Origin of the sequence: Halioglobus japonicus (assembly GCF_001983995.1) — a bacterium.
GTDB lineage: Bacteria > Pseudomonadota > Gammaproteobacteria > Pseudomonadales > Halieaceae > Halioglobus > Halioglobus japonicus.
The window spans coordinates 24,080-39,898 of the sequence record NZ_CP019450.1; the positions used below are offsets into that span (position 1 = coordinate 24,080).

Here is a 15,819-nt window from a genome sequence, read left to right on the forward strand (position 1 = left end):
AATCTGCTAGAATTCCCCGTCTCAAAACCTCCCAGAGATTAACCCGCCCATGGCCCAATACGTTTACACCATGAACCGTGTCGGCAAGATCGTGCCGCCCAAGAAAGAAATCCTGAAGGACATCTCCCTGTCGTTCTTCCCCGGCGCCAAGATCGGCGTACTGGGCCTGAACGGCGCCGGTAAGTCCACCCTGCTGAAAATCATGGCCGGTATCGACACCGACATTATCGGTGAGGCGCGCCCCCAGCCCGGCATCAAGATCGGCTACCTGCCCCAGGAGCCGCAGCTGGATCCGGAAAAAGATGTGCGCGGCAACGTGGAAGAAGGCGTTCAGGACGCCATCGATGCGCTGGCGGGGCTGGAGAAGGTGTACGCCGATTACGCCGAGCCCGATGCCGACTTCGACGCCCTCGCCAAGAAGCAGGCCGAGTTTGAAGACATCATCCAGGCCACCGACGCCCACAACCTCGACCACCGCCTGGAAGTGGCCGCCGACGCCCTGCGCCTGCCGCCTTGGGACGCCGACGTCACCACCCTTTCCGGTGGTGAACGCCGCCGCGTGGCCCTGTGCCGCCTGCTGCTCTCCAACCCCGATATGATTCTGCTCGATGAGCCCACCAACCACCTGGATGCAGAATCCGTGGCATGGCTGGAGCGCTTCCTCGAGAGTTTCCCCGGCACCGTGGTGGCCATTACCCACGACCGCTACTTCCTCGACAACGCCGCCGGCTGGATCCTCGAACTCGACCGCGGCCGCGGCATTCCCTACGAGGGCAACTACTCAGACTGGCTGGAAGCCAAAGAGAAGCGCCTCGAACAGGAAGCCCGTCAGGAAGCGTCCCACCAGAAGGCCATCAAGGCCGAGCTGGAATGGGTGCGCCAAAACCCCAAGGGGCGCCAAGCCAAAAGCAAGGCGCGCCTGGCCCGTTTCGACGAGCTGCAATCGCAGGAATTCCAGAGCCGCAACGAAACCAACGAGATCTACATTCCCCCGGGTCCCCGCCTGGGCGACAACGTGATCGAAGTCACCAACCTCAAGAAGGGTTTTGGCGATCGCCTGCTGTTTGATGACGTGAGCTTTGTGGTGCCCCCGGCTCCATTGTCGGCATTATCGGTGCCAACGGCATGGGTAAATCCACCCTGTTCAAGATTATGGCGGGGGAAGAAACCCCTGATTCCGGCGAAGTGAAACTCGGTGAGACCGTTAAGCTGGGCTACGTTGAGCAGTCTCGCGATGATCTGGAAGGCTCTAAAACCGTCTGGGAAGAACTCTCCGACGGCAACGACATCATCCGCATCGGCACCTATGAGGTGAACTCACGCTCTTACTGCGGGCGCTTCAACTTCAAGGGCTCTGATCAGCAGAAGTTCGTGAAGGACCTTTCCGGTGGCGAGCGCAACCGCCTGCACCTGGCCAAGCTGCTGAAGCAGGGCGCCAACGTGCTGCTGCTGGACGAACCGACCAACGATCTCGACGTAGAAACCCTGCGCGCCCTGGAAGAAGCCTTGCTGGCCTTCCCGGGCTCCGCCATGGTGATCTCGCACGACCGCTGGTTTCTCGACCGCATCGCCACCCACATCCTCGCCTATGAAGACGACGGCGGCGTGGTGTTCCACGAAGGCAACTTCACCGACTACGAAGAAGACCGCAAAAAGCGCCTCGGCGCCGCCGCGGACCAGCCTCACCGCATCAAGTATCGCGCACTCAAGTAAGCGTGCTTTCACCGCGCACCGGGCCACGGCCCGAGCGCGGCACTTGGGGTCGCCGTTAGCGCGGCGACCACCCCATCCCATCGGGCTCCAGCCCGGTCTTGATCAACCCCACCCGCTCCCGGGTATCGACATCCCACACACTGACCACGTGGGAATTGGTATGGGCGACATACAAATGCTTGCCGTCGCCTGACAGCTGCACGCCGATGGGAATAGAACTGCCCGGCAGGCGGTCGCCAAACAACGTCTTGCGGGTGTGGTCCGGGGGAATGTCAAAATCGATCCGCCAGGCCTGCTTACGACTGGCCACATGAATGGCCACCAACGCGTCCGCTGCGGGCAACGAGACATAAACCAAACCCCGCGCGGCATCCGCTTCCGCCCGAATCGGGAAACCCTGCACGGGAATGGCAGCAAGCTGCTCGAGGCTACCGGTATCAAACACGGTCACCGTATCCGCAGCCCGGTTGGTCACCCACAGCTCGGCGCCGTCACGGGCCAGCGCAATGCCTTCGCTCCCCGCCCCTGACGGCAAATCCTTGAGTTTGGCGGCCGCTTTCAAATCCACCGCCGTGGCCGTCCCTGAACCGATATTCGCGGTATATACCCGCTGGCCGGCTGCATCGAGGGCGAGCATATGCGCCACCTGCTGATTCACTGCGACCTGGCTGGTGACGGCCATCGCATCGACATCCACCACCAGCACGCTGGCAATGCCCTCGGCGGTAATCACCGCGTGCTGGTTATCGATCCACTCCACACCGTGGGGCATGCTGCCCTGGGGCAGAGCCAGAGTGCCCAGCACTTTGCGCGCGGGCACATCGACAATCGTCAGCGACTGGCCGGGGCCCGCATCCCGGGTGCCATAGTCCGTCACAATCGCCTGGCGACCATCCGGAGACACGCCCACTTCATGGGGCCCGACGCCTGTGGGCAGCGTGGCCACTACCTCCGCTTCAGGCAACTGAAACAGGGTGACACTGGCTTCGCTCTTATTGGCCACCAGCAAGGTCTGGGCCTGCGTAGTAACCGCCAACAGCGAGAGGCACAGGGCCTGTGACAGGGGCTTGATCATAGTGAAATTCCGATTGTCGCGACGGCTCACATACTACGCTATAGTGGCGCCACACATCGAATAACAAGAGTAGCAGCATGAGCGATATCCGCAGCGAGCGCCGCATTTTCACCCGCGTCGCCATTGACCTCCCGGTTGAAGTCCACCAGGGGGCAGCATGTGGCCCCAGCGCACCATCGACATTTCCCTGAACGGCGTGTCCACCGACCAGCCCGACCTCTGGGACGCCCAGTACAACGAGCCTTTCACGCTAATCATCAAACTCGAAGACGGCACCGACCTGGAATTACACGCCTACCTGCAGCACGTCGAATCCATGCGCCTGGGCTTCAAAGTCCAACACGTCGACCGCGAAAATATCGAACCCCTGAGTGCCCTCCTCGAACAACACATGGATCCCACCACCCTCCAGGAAGAACTCGCCCGCCTCGACTAAACCACGGGGTCAGGTCTCAAATTTCTCAGACAACCCTGGGGTCAGGTCTTATTTTTCTAAAACAGATGTTTCAGAAAAATAAGACCTGACCCCAGGGTTCTAATACGGGTGTTTCAGACTTTTGAGACCTGACCCCAGGGTTGTCTAATCGACGGCGGCGAGGGCTTCGGAGAGCTTGGTGACGGCGACGACCTGCATGCCGGGGATGGCGCTTTTTGGGGCGTTGGCTTTGGGGACGATGGCGCGTTTGAAGCCGTGTTTGGCGGCTTCAGACAGGCGCTCCTGGCCCGAGGGGACCGGGCGGATTTCGCCGGACAGGCCGACTTCGCCGAAGATCACCATATCGCGGGGGAGCTGGCGGTCGCGGTAGCTGGACACAATGGCCAACAACAACGCCAGGTCGGCGCTGGTTTCCAACACTTTAACACCGCCGACCACGTTGGCGAACACATCTTGGTCACCCACCTGCAAGCCGCCGTGGCGGTGTAGGACGGCCAGCAGCATGGCCAGGCGGTTTTGTTCGAGGCCCACCGCCACGCGTCGGGGATGTCCGAGCTGGCTGTCGTCGACCAGGGCCTGAATTTCGACAAGCAGCGGCCGGGTGCCTTCCCACACCACCATCACCGCACTGCCCGAGGCAGGCTCGCTACTGCGATCGAGGAAGATGGCAGAGGGGTTCTTGACCTCTTTCATGCCCTGCTCGGTCATCGCAAATACACCGAGCTCATTCACCGCACCGAAGCGGTTTTTCTGGCCCCGCAGGGTACGGAACCGGGAATCGTGAGTGCCTTCCAGCAGGATGGAGCAGTCGATCATATGCTCCAGCACCTTCGGGCCCGCGAGCGAGCCATCTTTGGTAACGTGGCCCACCAGGAACAGCACCGTGCCGGTCTGTTTGGCAAACCGGGTGAGATAGGCCGCACATTCACGCACCTGGGACACACTGCCCGGGGCTGAGGCGATTTCGGCGGTGTGCACAACCTGAATGGAATCCACCACCAGCACCTTGGGCTTGAATTCCTCAGCGGCGGCGACAATGGTTTCGACGTTGGTTTCCGACATCAGCCGCAGCTTGTCGGTGGGCAGGCCCAGCCGCTGGGCGCGCATGGCCACCTGCTGCAGGGATTCCTCGCCGGTGATATACAGCGCTTCCATGCCCTGGGCCAGGTGACACATGGTTTGCAGCAGCAGCGTACTCTTGCCTGCGCCAGGGTGGCCGCCCACCAGCACCGCCGAACCCGGCACCAGGCCACCGCCCAGCACCCGGTCGAACTCCTCTGCACCGGAGGTGAAGCGCGGCAAATCGTCGAGATCCACATCCTTGAGCAACTTTGCGCTGGCCAGGGCACCGGCAAAGCCGGCGCGATTGGCCGTGACACCGGCGCCGGCGCGGCCAGAGCCCTTGGCGGGGCCCAGCTTGATCTCGGTAATGGTGTTCCACTCGCCGCAGTCGGAGCACTGGCCCTGCCATTTGGCATAGTCAGAGCCGCATTCGTTGCACACGAACGCTGTTTTTTGTTTGGCCATTGGTGCCTCAGGTTCAGGTTCTGCGGTATCCTATCAGACAGCTCACGAAAACTGATAAAACGATGTCCGAATCTTCCCTAGTTCCCGAACGCCAGCTGGTCTTCTCGCCCGGCCTGGCGGCGACTATCGGGCTGGAAGAGGCCATTCTGCTGCAACACCTGCAGCAGCTGTTCGAGCATCGCGATGCCCAGCTGCGCGATAACTTTGCCTGGCTGAACATTTCCCGCGATTACCTGCTGCATTCCCTGCCCTTCTGGAATGCCGTGGATTTGCACCGTATCAGCCGCTCGCTGGTCGACAAGGGTGTCATCCTGGTCGAATCGCCACCGCTGCACAGCGCCAATCACCTGCTGTTTGCACTTAATGAACCCGCACAGCGAGCGCCCGCACCAACGCCGGCGATGGCAGACGAGCCTGCCCCCACCCGACGCAGCGCTGGCCTGCTGCCCGTGCACTGGTCACCCAGCGAAGACCTGCTGCAAATGCTCGCCCTCAATCACAATATTCCGCGCCAGTTTGCCCTGGATCAACTGGAAGATTTCATCTTTTACTGGCGTGAACGCGGCGAGACCAGCCACGCCTGGGAAAACAAGTTCCGCCAGCACGTGCTAGGCAACTGGCGTCACCAGCAACAGACCACCCGCTCAAACGCCTCCGATTTCGACGTAAAGGCACCGCAACGCCTCGGTCGCGAGTGGCGCCCCAGCGAAGATGCCCTGGAGATCATGGCCCGTTCCGGCATTGATCGTGACTTTATCGATCAGGCGGTGCCCGAGTTTATTCTCTACTGGCGTGAGCGCGGAGCCGCTCCCAAGGAACTCAACTCCAAATTCATCCAGCACATTCGCATTCAATGGGCACGCTACAGCTCGGGCCTGGAGCACTCCACCGAGCCCAAGCGTATCGTTAATCACTGGCAGCCCAGTGAAGACGTGTTCGATATCCTGCGCATGTCGCATATCGATCTGGATTTTGCCAAGTCACTGCTGCCGGAATTCATTGTGTACTGGAAGGACACCAACCAGGCTCACACTTCCTGGAACAGCAAATTTCTGCAGCACGTAAAACACCACTGGGCCAAGCGCCACCAATTACAGCAATCGGATCAAAGCCATGGCGGACAGCAGGGAACTCATCCAACAGGTCGCACAAGAGATCGAAGCCTCGAAGACGACCTCAACGACACCAGCTGGGCAAGCTGAACCCCGGCAGCGCACGCCGGATGACACCCATGTGGAGGCCATTAACCAGGTCTTTGCCCTGTTTCGGCTGAACTATCACAACCAGTACTTCGCGGCCTATTCCGAAGCCAGCCAGCTCAATCAGGTAAAGCGCCTGTGGCTGGAATCCCTCGCTGATTTCCCGGTAGAGCAAATTCTCAAGGGCGCCAAGCACGCCATTGAAAACAGTGAATACCTGCCCACCCTGAACCGCATGATCGAATGCTGCCAGGCGGGCCTGGTGGAGCTCGGCCTGCCCGCCCCTCACGATGCCTACGTGGAAGCTTGTCAGGCACCCTCGCCCAAATCGGCTCAGGCCTGGAGCCACCCGGCGGTGTACCTTGCCGGGCGCGACAGCGAATGGTTTTTCCTGGCCAACAACGAAGAGCGCCTGACCTGGCCGGTATTTCGTAGCCACTACCAGCGCTATTGCGCTGCCGTGCTACGCGGCGAAAGCCTGACTATTCCAGCACCCGAAGCCCTGGAGAAACACGCCCCCGAGCCACTCAGTAACGACGAACAGCTCGCCGCCCTTAAAGAACTGCGAGAAAGCAGCGGGCTCTAACCCCGCTGCCGTCATTCCCGCGAAGGCGGGGATCCACAAAACCGGCAACAAAACCCACTTTCATCCTTTTCGCCCCTGCGCCACCGGGCAAGTGCTTTGGTGGTTATGCTTGGCCAGAACCTAGCCACGGAGGGCATGGAATGGCCAAGCAACCCGCTGTATACATACTCGCGAATCGCCGCAATGGCACACTCTACATCGGAGTCACGTCCGATTTAATCAAAAGAATTTGGCATCACAGGAACGTCATCGCCGAAGGATTCACCAAAAAATACACAGTACATCGACTGGTCTACTTCGAGTTTCTTTCGAGCATGGAGGAAGCGATAGCTAGGGAGAAGCGATTGAAGAAATGGCATCGGCGCTGGAAGCTGCGAATTATCGAGGAAAAGAACCCCGATTGGATGGATCTATGGCATCAGGTCATCCAGTGAGAGATAGTTTTCGTCCCACTGGATTCCCGCCTGCGCGGGAATGACGGTGAGGGGCGCTTTGGGCAAGTCGGTGGAGTGACGGCGAAGGGGGTACCGGGCAATTCGGAGGGATGACGGTGAAGGGCGCAGTGGGCAACTCGGAAGAATGACGGGAGATGGCGCCGCGGGGAAACGAGGGGAGCGCAGTACGCGTTAGTAGTCGTCGCCCCCGCCATAACCCATGGCGAGATTTTCGAAGCGAGTGAACTCGCCAATAAAGGCCAGGCGGCAGGTACCGATGGGGCCGTTACGCTGCTTGCCGATAATGATTTCGGCCACACCCTTGTCGGGGGAATCCTCGTTGTACACCTCGTCCCGGTAGATGAACATGATGACGTCGGCATCCTGCTCGATGGCTCCGGATTCACGCAGGTCGGAGTTTACCGGGCGCTTGTTGGGCCGCTGCTCCAGCGAGCGGTTGAGCTGCGACAGCGCCACCATGGGCACCTCGAACTCCTTGGCAATGGCCTTGAGGCTTCGGGAGATTTCGGAGATCTCCGCCGTCCGCCCCTCGGAGGAACCCGCCACCTGCATCAGCTGCAGGTAGTCGATCATGATCATGCCAATTTCGCCGTTGTTCTCGCGCACGACCTTGCGCACCCGCGAACGCACCTCAGTAGGGGTCAACGCCGGCGTGTCGTCGATAAACAGCGGCATGTCCTTCAGCTTATTAACCGCCGTGGTGAGCTTGGGCCAGTCCTCCTGCTCGAGCTTGCCGTTACGAATACGGGTCTGGTTGATCTTGCCGATCGACGACAGCATACGAATCACCAGCTGGTCTGCGGGCATCTCCATGGAGAACACCAGCACCGGCTTCTTGGTGGCGAGCAGGGCGTTCTCCACCAGGTTCATGGCGAAGGTGGTTTTACCCATCGAAGGTCGACCGGCCACAATGACCAGGTCGGAGGGCTGCAGGCCGGAGGTCATGCCGTCGAGGTCGGTAAAGCCCGAGGTCAGGCCGGTGATATCACCGCCGGAATTAAACAGCTCCTCGATCCTGCCGAGCGCTTTCTGCAGCAGTGGATTGACGTCCTGGGGGCCGCCGGTCTTGGGCCCCTGCTCACCAATCTGCATGATCAGGCGCTCAGCCTCGTCCAACAGTTCCAATGAGCTGCGGCCTTCCGGGTTGAACCCTGATTCGGCGATGTCCTGGGCCGCCTCAATCAACTTGCGCAGGCTGGCGCGTTCACGCACAACCTGGGCATAGGCGCGAATATTGGAGGCACTGGGCGTGTTCTGAGCGAGCTCGGCCAGATACGGCAGACCACCGGCGCCTTCCAGCTGCCCCTTGGCCTCGAGCTTATCCGCCACGGTGATCACGTCGATCGGTTCGGCCGCATCGGCCAGCACCGCAATTTCACGGAAAATATCCCGGTGCGCCGGCTTGTAGAAATCGCTGGCGGCCACTTCTTCAGCCACGGAATCCCAGCCTTCGGCCGCCAATAGCAGACCACCGATCACCGACTGCTCTGCCTCCAGCGAGTGGGGCTGCATCTTGATCCGGGCAATATCGCTGTCCTGGTTGTAGGGCAGCTCAGCAACGTTGTCTGGGAAGTCCGGCTCGGACATCGCGAAATTCTACCTGTGCACAGTTTTTTGAGCGGATTGCACAGAATAAAGGAAGTCGGCACGAGGGCAAAGCAAAACACGGCGATACTTGCGAGGGCCCGCCGGCCCAGCCATGGTGACTAGCGCATTCTCAGGATGGATAACGCTATGGCAAAAGTGGTGATTTTTGGTGGTGCGGGACGGGTGGGGCAACAACTGGCCGCTGAGCTCACCCGCTGCGGGCTGGATGTCGCACTGGCAGATCTCATCCCGGAGAAGCGACTCGGCCAGATTGCCGCGCGCATTCTCACCGACACCCGCCTGGCCGACCCGGGTTGCCGGGCCCGCCTCAGCCACCATGGCGATATCGATGTACTGGACCAGCGCCAGGTAGAGGCTGTTCTGGCCCGTGAGCGGCCGGCACTGGTGATCAACTACGCCATTCCCATCACCTGGGACGCCACCAAACAACTGCCCAACTACACCCGCCTCTCCGCCGCGGGCCTGGGTGCATTCACGCCGATTCAGGTGACTGCCCCGCTGGCCGTCGCCAGAGCCATGGCCAACAACTGCCCGAATGCCAGGCTGATGGTGGGCAACCTGCCCGACATCACTATTCCGATTATCACTGGCTTCAGTTCTCGGGAAGCGCTGGTCTGGCCCGCCTGTGGCGCCGGCAATGTAGGGCTGATGGCCGCAGCCATCCAACACCTGGCAGCCAGCTAGCTCATGACAGACCCTGAAGACCTGGAAGTAAAACTGGTCGCCCACCACATTCACTGGGTGGCGCCCCGGGAGCCGGGCTACGCCAACGATGCGCCGTTTTTGCTGCGCATATCCCAGCAGGGGGAAGACATTACAGGCCAGTTCGGTGACAGCCGCGCCTTACTTAATCGCGCCATCAATCACTGCTACGAGCCGGGCGCCGCTTTCTCATCGACCACCGGCATACTTGCCGCGCGCAATGCGCTGGCACTGCTGGATGACAGCGGCGCGACTCACCGGCTCCATGCGCCGGCCCCGCTGGGTTTACCCGGCGGCTACCCGGTACTGATCGAGCGCGGTGAAATCCAACTCGACCTGGCCACCGACTGGGACCGCGATGAGGCCGTGGAGATGATGCGAGCCGCCACCCGCCGCGACGGGGTCGAAGACATCACTGATGACGGCACAGTGCGCTTTGCAGACTACGCGCGGGAGATATTGCAAGAGGAGTTGGGCTTTGAGTTGCCCGATACCATGCAGCCGGGCGATATAGCCGCGGTGGCCAAGGCGCAGATTGCCTGCGTACGGGCCAGGTTCTGAAGTGCACGGGCCAGGCCGTCGATGGCCACCCTGCATTTCAGCCAGACACAAAAAATGCACCGACCGCAAAGCAGCCGGTGCATTCTATTCGATAGCCCCGCCGAAGCGGGCAGGCAGGTCCCTTACTCGGGAACAACCGCAACGTTGACCATGGCGGTCACGTCGCTGTGTACCTGAATGGCGATTTCGTACTCGCCCACTTCGCGCAGCGCGCCTTCGGGCAGGCGAACTTCAGCCTTGTCCACGGCAGCGCCAGCAGCAGATACGGCCTCGGCGATGTCGCGAGTACCGATTGAACCGAACAGCTTGCCTTCGTCGCCAGCGTTAGCGGCGATAGTGACCAGCTCCAGGCCGTTGATCGCTTCAGCGCGGGTTTCAGCAGCAGCCAGAGTTTCAGCGGCAGCTGCTTCCAGCTCGGCGCGGCGCGCTTCGAACTGCGCTACGGCGTCTTGAGTGGCAGGTACGGCTTTGCCCTGAGGGATCAGGTAGTTACGGCCAAAGCCAGCTTTAACGTCAACCTTGTCGCCCAGGCCACCCAGGTTGCCGATTTTTTCCAGCAAAATGACTTCCATCTTACTTTCCTCGTTATTGGGGAGCGTGCTCCCACTACTTCAAAATTCTTGCTCAGTCTTCGCCGCGATCCAGGTCCTTGCCTGGCTTTGCCCAACGCTGGCGAAAATCAAACCAGCTGTCGGCGATGGCGACGAAAACCACCATCAGTTTTATCGGGTCGAAGATGATCCAGATAGCGTAAAACGCCACTAACCATCCCGTGCCCTGCCCGCGGTATCGGGCGCGCGCATGAACCAGTGCAAGACCTGCAAAGCTCAGCGGCAACATACATATCACTGCCCAGGTGCGGAACTCAGCGCCCAGCGCAGAGACCGCCGCGGCCGCCAGTGCCATGCCAGTAGCCACCGCCGGGGTGAACCGGAGTGCCCTGAACTCGTCGCCAAAGCCGCCCGGGTTGTACAGCGCTGCCTGCCAGTAACGCGCCAATAACAGGCACAGTACCGAGGTCATCGCTGTTCCCGCGCCCAGCATGCCTGCAATCTGCAGGTTGGTGGGCCGCGGCAACTGGACTGCTTCGCCGCCCTGGGCCAGATTCTGCTCGAGTTGGGCGAGAAACTCGCCGAACACGCTCACCATCTGGTCCAGGTAGTGCTGTCCCAGTGTCAACATCGCTAGGCCCGAGAGCGCACCGATGGCAACACTGGCAAGCACCGCCAGGGGCAGGCTTACCGTGGCTCGCAACACCATCGCCAGAACCAGAGTTCCCGTGAGTAGTGTCAGCGGACCGCTGTCTCCGGAGGTGTACCACACCGCGCCGGAGGGCAGCAGAGCCCAGAACCAAAGCTGGGCTCCCATTCCCGCGCCTTTGCGCAGGGTGACCAGTGCCAATACCGCGGCGCTGATCCAACAAAACAGAATGCTTCCGGCACCCCCTACGGTGAGGAGCAGAGCCTGGAAGCGCCCGCGCATGGCAAATTCAGCGATTGCCTTCATAAGGCCTCGTATTACCCGCGCGGAAACAGATTCTTACTTATGAGAATCCGTGTAAGGCAGCAGGGCCAGGAAGCGCGCGCGCTTCACAGCAGTGGCCAGCTGACGCTGGTACTTGGCCTTGGTGCCAGTGATACGGCTAGGTACGATCTTGCCAGTTTCGGAAACGTACGCCTTCAGGGTTTCGAGATCCTTGTAATCGATCTCTTTAACGCCTTCAGCAGTGAAACGGCAGAACTTACGACGACGGAAAAAACGTGCCATCTTCAATACTCCTCTCTATTACTCTTCGGAGGCGGCGTCTTCGGCCGGCTCAGCTGCTTTTTCCGCAGGCTTCTCTTCGGCAGTTGCCTCAGCAGCCTTGCGCTCTTCGTAACGGCTCTTACGCTCGCGTGACTCTTTCTCAGCCTTCATGATGAGGGACTCTTCAGTCACGGCTTCGTCGCGGCGGATCACCAGGTTACGGATCACAGCATCGTTGTAACGGAAAGTGGTGGTGAGCTCTTCCATCGCTTCGTTGGAAGCTTCCACGTTCATCAGCACGTAGTGTGCCTTGTGGATCTTGTTGATGGGGTATGCCAGCTGGCGACGGCCCCAGTCTTCCAGACGGTGAACGCTGCCGCCGTCCTTGGAGATGGTGTTGGAGTAGCGCTCGATCATGCCGGGCACTTGCTCAGACTGGTCCGGATGGACCATAAATACGATTTCGTAATGACGCATACAGTAGCTCCTTACGGGTTAATGCTGCCCATCGCAATGTGGTGCAGCAAGGAGATCGGCGGCTTACAGCCACCGGGCAAATTTTGAGGCGCGGATTGTATAGAGTTTAATCACCCCACGCAACACCCGAAAAACCATGGGGTCAGGTCTCAAATTTCTCAGACAACCCTGGGGTCAGGTCTTATTTGCCTCAGACACTAGAGGTCTGCCCCTTGGGTTCTCTGGCGGACCACTTCGAACAGGCAAATGCCGGTGGCCACGGAAACGTTCAGGCTGCTGACGGAGCCCGCCATGGGAAGTTTGATCAGGAAATCACAGTGCTCACGGGTAAGGCGGCGTAAACCGGCGCCCTCAGCCCCCATCACCAGCGCCATTGATCCCTTTAAGTCATTGTCATATATAAGTTTTTCAGCTTCGCCGGCAGCACCATAGACCCACACACCCCGCTCCTGCAGGGCCTCCAGGGTGCGGGCGATGTTGGTCACCCGCACAAAGGGCACGACCTCGCCGGCCCCGCAAGCCACCTTCCGGGCGGTGGGGGTTAAGTCGGCAGATTTATCCTTGGGCACTACCACCGCATCCACCCCCGCGGCATCGGCTGAACGCATGCATGCCCCCAGGTTGTGAGGGTCTGTGACCCCATCCAGCACCAGAATGAGCACTGGCTCCTGCTTGGCTTCCACCATGCGCAGCAAGTCCGCCTCCTGCCACAGGTTGGCCTGTTGCACTTCACCGTGTACCGGCTCATCCAGCGTTTCCGCCACTACCCCCTGATGTCGTCCGCTAACCATGGCATCGAGATCGCGCTTGGGCTCCCTGGCGATAGGCACTCCTTGGTTCTGGGCCAGCTCCAGCAGGGCAGAAATCCGCTTGTCGTCACGCCCCTCCTGCACCCACAACCGCTGCACCGACTTGGGCGCTTTGCGCAACAGGCTGTCGACAGCATGGAATCCGTATATGTACTGCATAGTGTTCTCTCAAAACCTTTGGGGAGGCCTTAAAATTCTCAGACAAATAAGACCTGACCCCAGGCGGGTTAGTAGCGGCGGCGGAGGCCGGTTTTGCCTTTGTTCTTTGGTTTCTTTTTGTCTTTGCGTTTGGGATCGCGTTTGGAACCGGGCTTGGGCTTGTGGTGCTTGTCCTTCTTGGGGGGGCGGGTATCGATCATTTCGAGGTCGATTTTGCGGTCGTCGAGATCGACACGGGCCACCTGCACGCGCACCTTGCCACCCAGTTTAAACGTGCGACCACTGCGCTCACCTATCAGGCGCTGTCGGTTCTTGTCGTAGTTGTAGTAGTCGCCCGGTAGCGAGGTGACATGGACAAGCCCTTCTATATACAAGTCCTGCAGTTCTACAAACAATCCAAAACTGGTGACAGCGGCGATCAGACCATCGAATTCGTCGCCCACATGCTCCTGCAGATATTCGCACTTGAGCCAGGCATTGACCTCGCGGGTGGCATCGTCGGCGCGGCGCTCCGTCATCGAGCACTGCTCGCCGTGCACCACCATAGCGGCCTCGTCGTAAGGGAAGATGCGCTTGCGGGGGATCGGCTCGGCACCCTCCACCCTCAGCACACCCTCGGCGGGCTGCTCGGAGCGCACCAGCGCGCGAATACCGCGGTGCACCAGCAAATCCGGATAGCGGCGAATGGGCGAGGTAAAGTGGGCATAGGCGTCGTAATGAAGGCCGAAGTGGCCGCCGTTGTCCGGCTGATACTGGGCCTGGCTCAGCGAGCGCAGCAACATGGTCTGGATCACATGCGCATCTTCGCGCTCAGCCACCTGCTGCAGCAAGTGCTGGTAATCGAGAGGCGTCGGTTTGGGGCCGCCGGACAAATCCAGGCCCAACTCACCGAGGAAACTGCGCAAACCCTCCAACCGCTCTTCACTCGGCCCTTCATGCACCCGATACAGAATCGGCAATTCATTGGCCTCAAAGAACCGCGCCGCCGCCACATTGGCGCACAGCATGGCCTCCTCGATCAGCTTGTGGGCATCGTTGCGCACCACCGGCACAATCGACTCGATCTTCTTCTGGGCGTCAAAGATGATCCGGGTTTCCACGGTATCAAAATCGATGGCGCCACGGGTGTCGCGCTGCCCGCGCAGCACCTTGTACAACTCGTGGAGCAACAGCAGATCAGGCACCCGGGCCGGATCCACGTCCGCATGCCAGCCTGCATCCAGCACCTCGCCCACCTGGGTATAGGTGAGCCGGGCATGGGAATGAATCACCGCCTCATAGAACTGATACCGGAGCAATTTGCCCACACGACTGAGTTCCATTTCGCAGACCATGGCCAGACGGTCGACCTGGGGCTTGAGCGAGCAAAGCCCATTCGACAGTGCCTCAGGGAGCATCGGCACAACCCGCTCGGGAAAATACACCGAGTTGCCGCGATTAGCCGCCTCTTCGTCCAGGGCCATGCTCGGGCGCACATAGTGGGAGACATCGGCGATGGCGACATACAGGCGCCAGCCACCGCGGCGCTTCTCACAGAACACCGCGTCGTCGAAGTCCCGAGCGTCCTCGCCATCAATCGTGACGAAAGGCAGCTTGCGCAAATCCTTGCGGTTGCGCTTATCCGCTTCAGAGGGCTCATCTTCCAGACTCGCCGCCTCACGCTGCACCGCCTCCGGCCACTCCCAGGGAATCTCGTGGGAACGAATGGCCACGTCGATCTCCAGCCCAGGGTCCATATGGTCGCCCAGAATCTCGGTTATCGAGGCCTTGGCACCCAACTGCCGGGTGGGATAATCGGTGATCCTGGCCGTGACAATCTGGCCGTTGCGCGCGCCATTCTTTTCCTTGGGTGGAATCAGGAACTGGTGCGTGAGCCGGCCATTGTCGGGAATCACGAAGCCAATGCCGCTCTCCTCCTGGTAGCGCCCCACTACAGACGTAAGCCCCCGGGCCAGCACTTCCACCACCCGGCCCTCTAAGCGGCCGCGACGGTCTTCGCCGGTGACCAGCACCAGCACCTCGTCACCGTCGAACACAAAGTGCATCTGCCGGGCGCTGAGGTATATGTCTTCACCCTCTTCCAGCGGCATGGCGAAACCATAGCCATCGCGATGACCCTGCACTTTGCAATGCACGAGGTTCATCTTGTCGACAAGTCCATAGGCGCCCTTGCGGTCAGACATAATCTGGCCGTCGCGCTCCATGGCGCGTAGCCGCTTGCACAGGGCATCCACCTGCTCAACGTCAGCCAACTGGAGTCGCTTGGCCAGTTTGTTGTGATTCAGCGGTTTATTGGCGTCGCGCAGCACATCGAGAATGACCTCGCGGCTGGGAATGGGGTTGTCGTATTTTGCGGCCTCGCGCGCTGCGTGGGGGTCGGCAATGTTGCCTTTTTTGGCCATAGATTGGGGGTCGTCCGTGAGGATTATTGGGAGGATTCAGTATCCGTGTAAAAACATTATAAACGAGGATTGACAAAGCCGCGCACGAAATATAAAGTGCGCGCCCTCAACTGTTGTACAGCAACGGTTTGAAGCCCAGGTGGTGAAATTGGTAGACACGCTAGCTTCAGGTGCTAGTGCTCGCAAGGGCGTGGAGGTTCAAGTCCTCTCCTGGGCACCAATTTCCAAGAAAGCCAGTCTCTTGACTGGCTTTTTTTGTGCCCGCTCGTTTAACAGGAGAGGACTCAAGCCACCCAGCACAGCTGGGCGGCGTTCAACCGCACTCATTGCTGCGCAATGAAAGCGTTTGCCTCACTCTCCTGAG

At 60.2% G+C, this 15,819-nt stretch carries 15 protein-coding genes, 1 tRNA gene and 1 pseudogene; 8 read left to right on the forward strand and 9 right to left on the reverse strand.

All coding sequences use genetic code 11. The features are described 5' to 3' along the window. Positions 1 to 49 precede the first annotated feature (49 nt). Positions 50 to 1,713: pseudogene (ettA, locus tag BST95_RS00120) on the forward strand (energy-dependent translational throttle protein EttA). Between the two features lie 55 nt (positions 1,714 to 1,768). Here ettA and BST95_RS00125 read toward each other — a convergent pair. Continuing rightward, complete coding sequence (locus BST95_RS00125; RefSeq protein ID WP_084197657.1) at positions 1,769 to 2,788, reverse strand: YVTN family beta-propeller repeat protein; 1,020 nt, start codon at positions 2,786 to 2,788, stop codon at positions 1,769 to 1,771. Between the two features lie 157 nt (positions 2,789 to 2,945). Between BST95_RS00125 and BST95_RS00130 the strand changes: the two genes are divergently transcribed. Beyond that, a complete protein-coding gene (locus tag BST95_RS00130; protein WP_084197658.1) occupies positions 2,946 to 3,224 on the forward strand; it encodes a PilZ domain-containing protein in 279 nt (92 codons plus the stop codon). A gap of 144 nt (positions 3,225 to 3,368) precedes the next feature. Here BST95_RS00130 and radA read toward each other — a convergent pair whose 3' ends face one another. Beyond that, complete coding sequence (radA, locus tag BST95_RS00135) at positions 3,369 to 4,751, reverse strand: DNA repair protein RadA (RefSeq protein WP_084197659.1); 1,383 nt, start codon at positions 4,749 to 4,751, stop codon at positions 3,369 to 3,371. 62 nt (positions 4,752 to 4,813) lie between these two features. Here radA and BST95_RS00140 point away from each other — a divergent pair, with 62 nt between their 5' ends. The 3 genes from BST95_RS00140 (at position 4,814) to BST95_RS00150 (ending at position 6,970) form a co-directional block, all read left to right on the forward strand. Then, positions 4,814 to 5,953: a DnaT-like ssDNA-binding domain-containing protein gene (locus BST95_RS00140; protein ID WP_084197660.1), complete on the forward strand. Its 1,140-nt coding sequence runs from the start codon at positions 4,814 to 4,816 to the stop codon at positions 5,951 to 5,953. A gap of 31 nt (positions 5,954 to 5,984) precedes the next feature. Then, positions 5,985 to 6,536: a replication protein P gene (locus tag BST95_RS00145; protein ID WP_229801899.1), complete on the forward strand. Its 552-nt coding sequence runs from the start codon at positions 5,985 to 5,987 to the stop codon at positions 6,534 to 6,536. 140 nt (positions 6,537 to 6,676) lie between these two features. Next, the gene (locus tag BST95_RS00150; RefSeq protein ID WP_084197661.1) at positions 6,677 to 6,970 is read left to right on the forward strand and encodes a GIY-YIG nuclease family protein; all 294 of its coding nucleotides are present in this window, start codon (positions 6,677 to 6,679) and stop codon (positions 6,968 to 6,970) included. A gap of 192 nt (positions 6,971 to 7,162) precedes the next feature. Here BST95_RS00150 and dnaB read toward each other — a convergent pair whose 3' ends face one another. Continuing rightward, a complete protein-coding gene (gene dnaB / locus BST95_RS00155) occupies positions 7,163 to 8,578 on the reverse strand; it encodes a replicative DNA helicase (RefSeq protein WP_066059603.1) in 1,416 nt (471 codons plus the stop codon). 147 nt (positions 8,579 to 8,725) lie between these two features. Here dnaB and BST95_RS00160 point away from each other — a divergent pair, with 147 nt between their 5' ends. After that, entirely contained in the window at positions 8,726 to 9,283 is a 558-nt protein-coding gene (locus BST95_RS00160) for an NAD-dependent epimerase/dehydratase family protein (RefSeq protein ID WP_169843796.1), read from the forward strand. A gap of 3 nt (positions 9,284 to 9,286) precedes the next feature. After that, positions 9,287 to 9,862 carry a hypothetical protein gene (locus BST95_RS00165; RefSeq protein ID WP_084197663.1) on the forward strand — a complete coding sequence of 192 codons (576 nt, stop codon included), beginning with the start codon at positions 9,287 to 9,289 and terminating at the stop codon, positions 9,860 to 9,862. A 122-nt stretch (positions 9,863 to 9,984) separates the two neighbouring features. Here BST95_RS00165 and rplI read toward each other — a convergent pair whose 3' ends face one another. The 6 genes from rplI to rnr form a co-directional block, all read right to left on the reverse strand. Then, complete coding sequence (gene rplI / locus BST95_RS00170; RefSeq protein WP_084197664.1) at positions 9,985 to 10,434, reverse strand: 50S ribosomal protein L9; 450 nt, start codon at positions 10,432 to 10,434, stop codon at positions 9,985 to 9,987. Between the two features lie 52 nt (positions 10,435 to 10,486). Further along, on the reverse strand, positions 10,487 to 11,368 hold the full coding sequence (locus BST95_RS00175; protein WP_084197665.1) for a hypothetical protein: 882 nt from the start codon (positions 11,366 to 11,368) through the stop codon (positions 10,487 to 10,489). A gap of 33 nt (positions 11,369 to 11,401) precedes the next feature. Next, a complete protein-coding gene (rpsR, locus tag BST95_RS00180) occupies positions 11,402 to 11,629 on the reverse strand; it encodes a 30S ribosomal protein S18 (RefSeq protein ID WP_066059591.1) in 228 nt (75 codons plus the stop codon). Positions 11,630 to 11,647: 18 nt separating this feature from the next. Next, complete coding sequence (rpsF, locus tag BST95_RS00185; RefSeq protein ID WP_066059588.1) at positions 11,648 to 12,085, reverse strand: 30S ribosomal protein S6; 438 nt, start codon at positions 12,083 to 12,085, stop codon at positions 11,648 to 11,650. A 197-nt stretch (positions 12,086 to 12,282) separates the two neighbouring features. After that, a complete protein-coding gene (rlmB, locus tag BST95_RS00190; RefSeq protein ID WP_084197666.1) occupies positions 12,283 to 13,053 on the reverse strand; it encodes a 23S rRNA (guanosine(2251)-2'-O)-methyltransferase RlmB in 771 nt (256 codons plus the stop codon). Between the two features lie 68 nt (positions 13,054 to 13,121). Then, positions 13,122 to 15,455 carry a ribonuclease R gene (gene rnr, locus BST95_RS00195; protein ID WP_084197667.1) on the reverse strand — a complete coding sequence of 778 codons (2,334 nt, stop codon included), beginning with the start codon at positions 15,453 to 15,455 and terminating at the stop codon, positions 13,122 to 13,124. Positions 15,456 to 15,588: 133 nt separating this feature from the next. Between rnr and BST95_RS00200 the strand changes: the two genes are divergently transcribed. Then, positions 15,589 to 15,675, forward strand: a tRNA-Leu gene (locus BST95_RS00200). Positions 15,676 to 15,819: the final 144 nt, after the last annotated feature.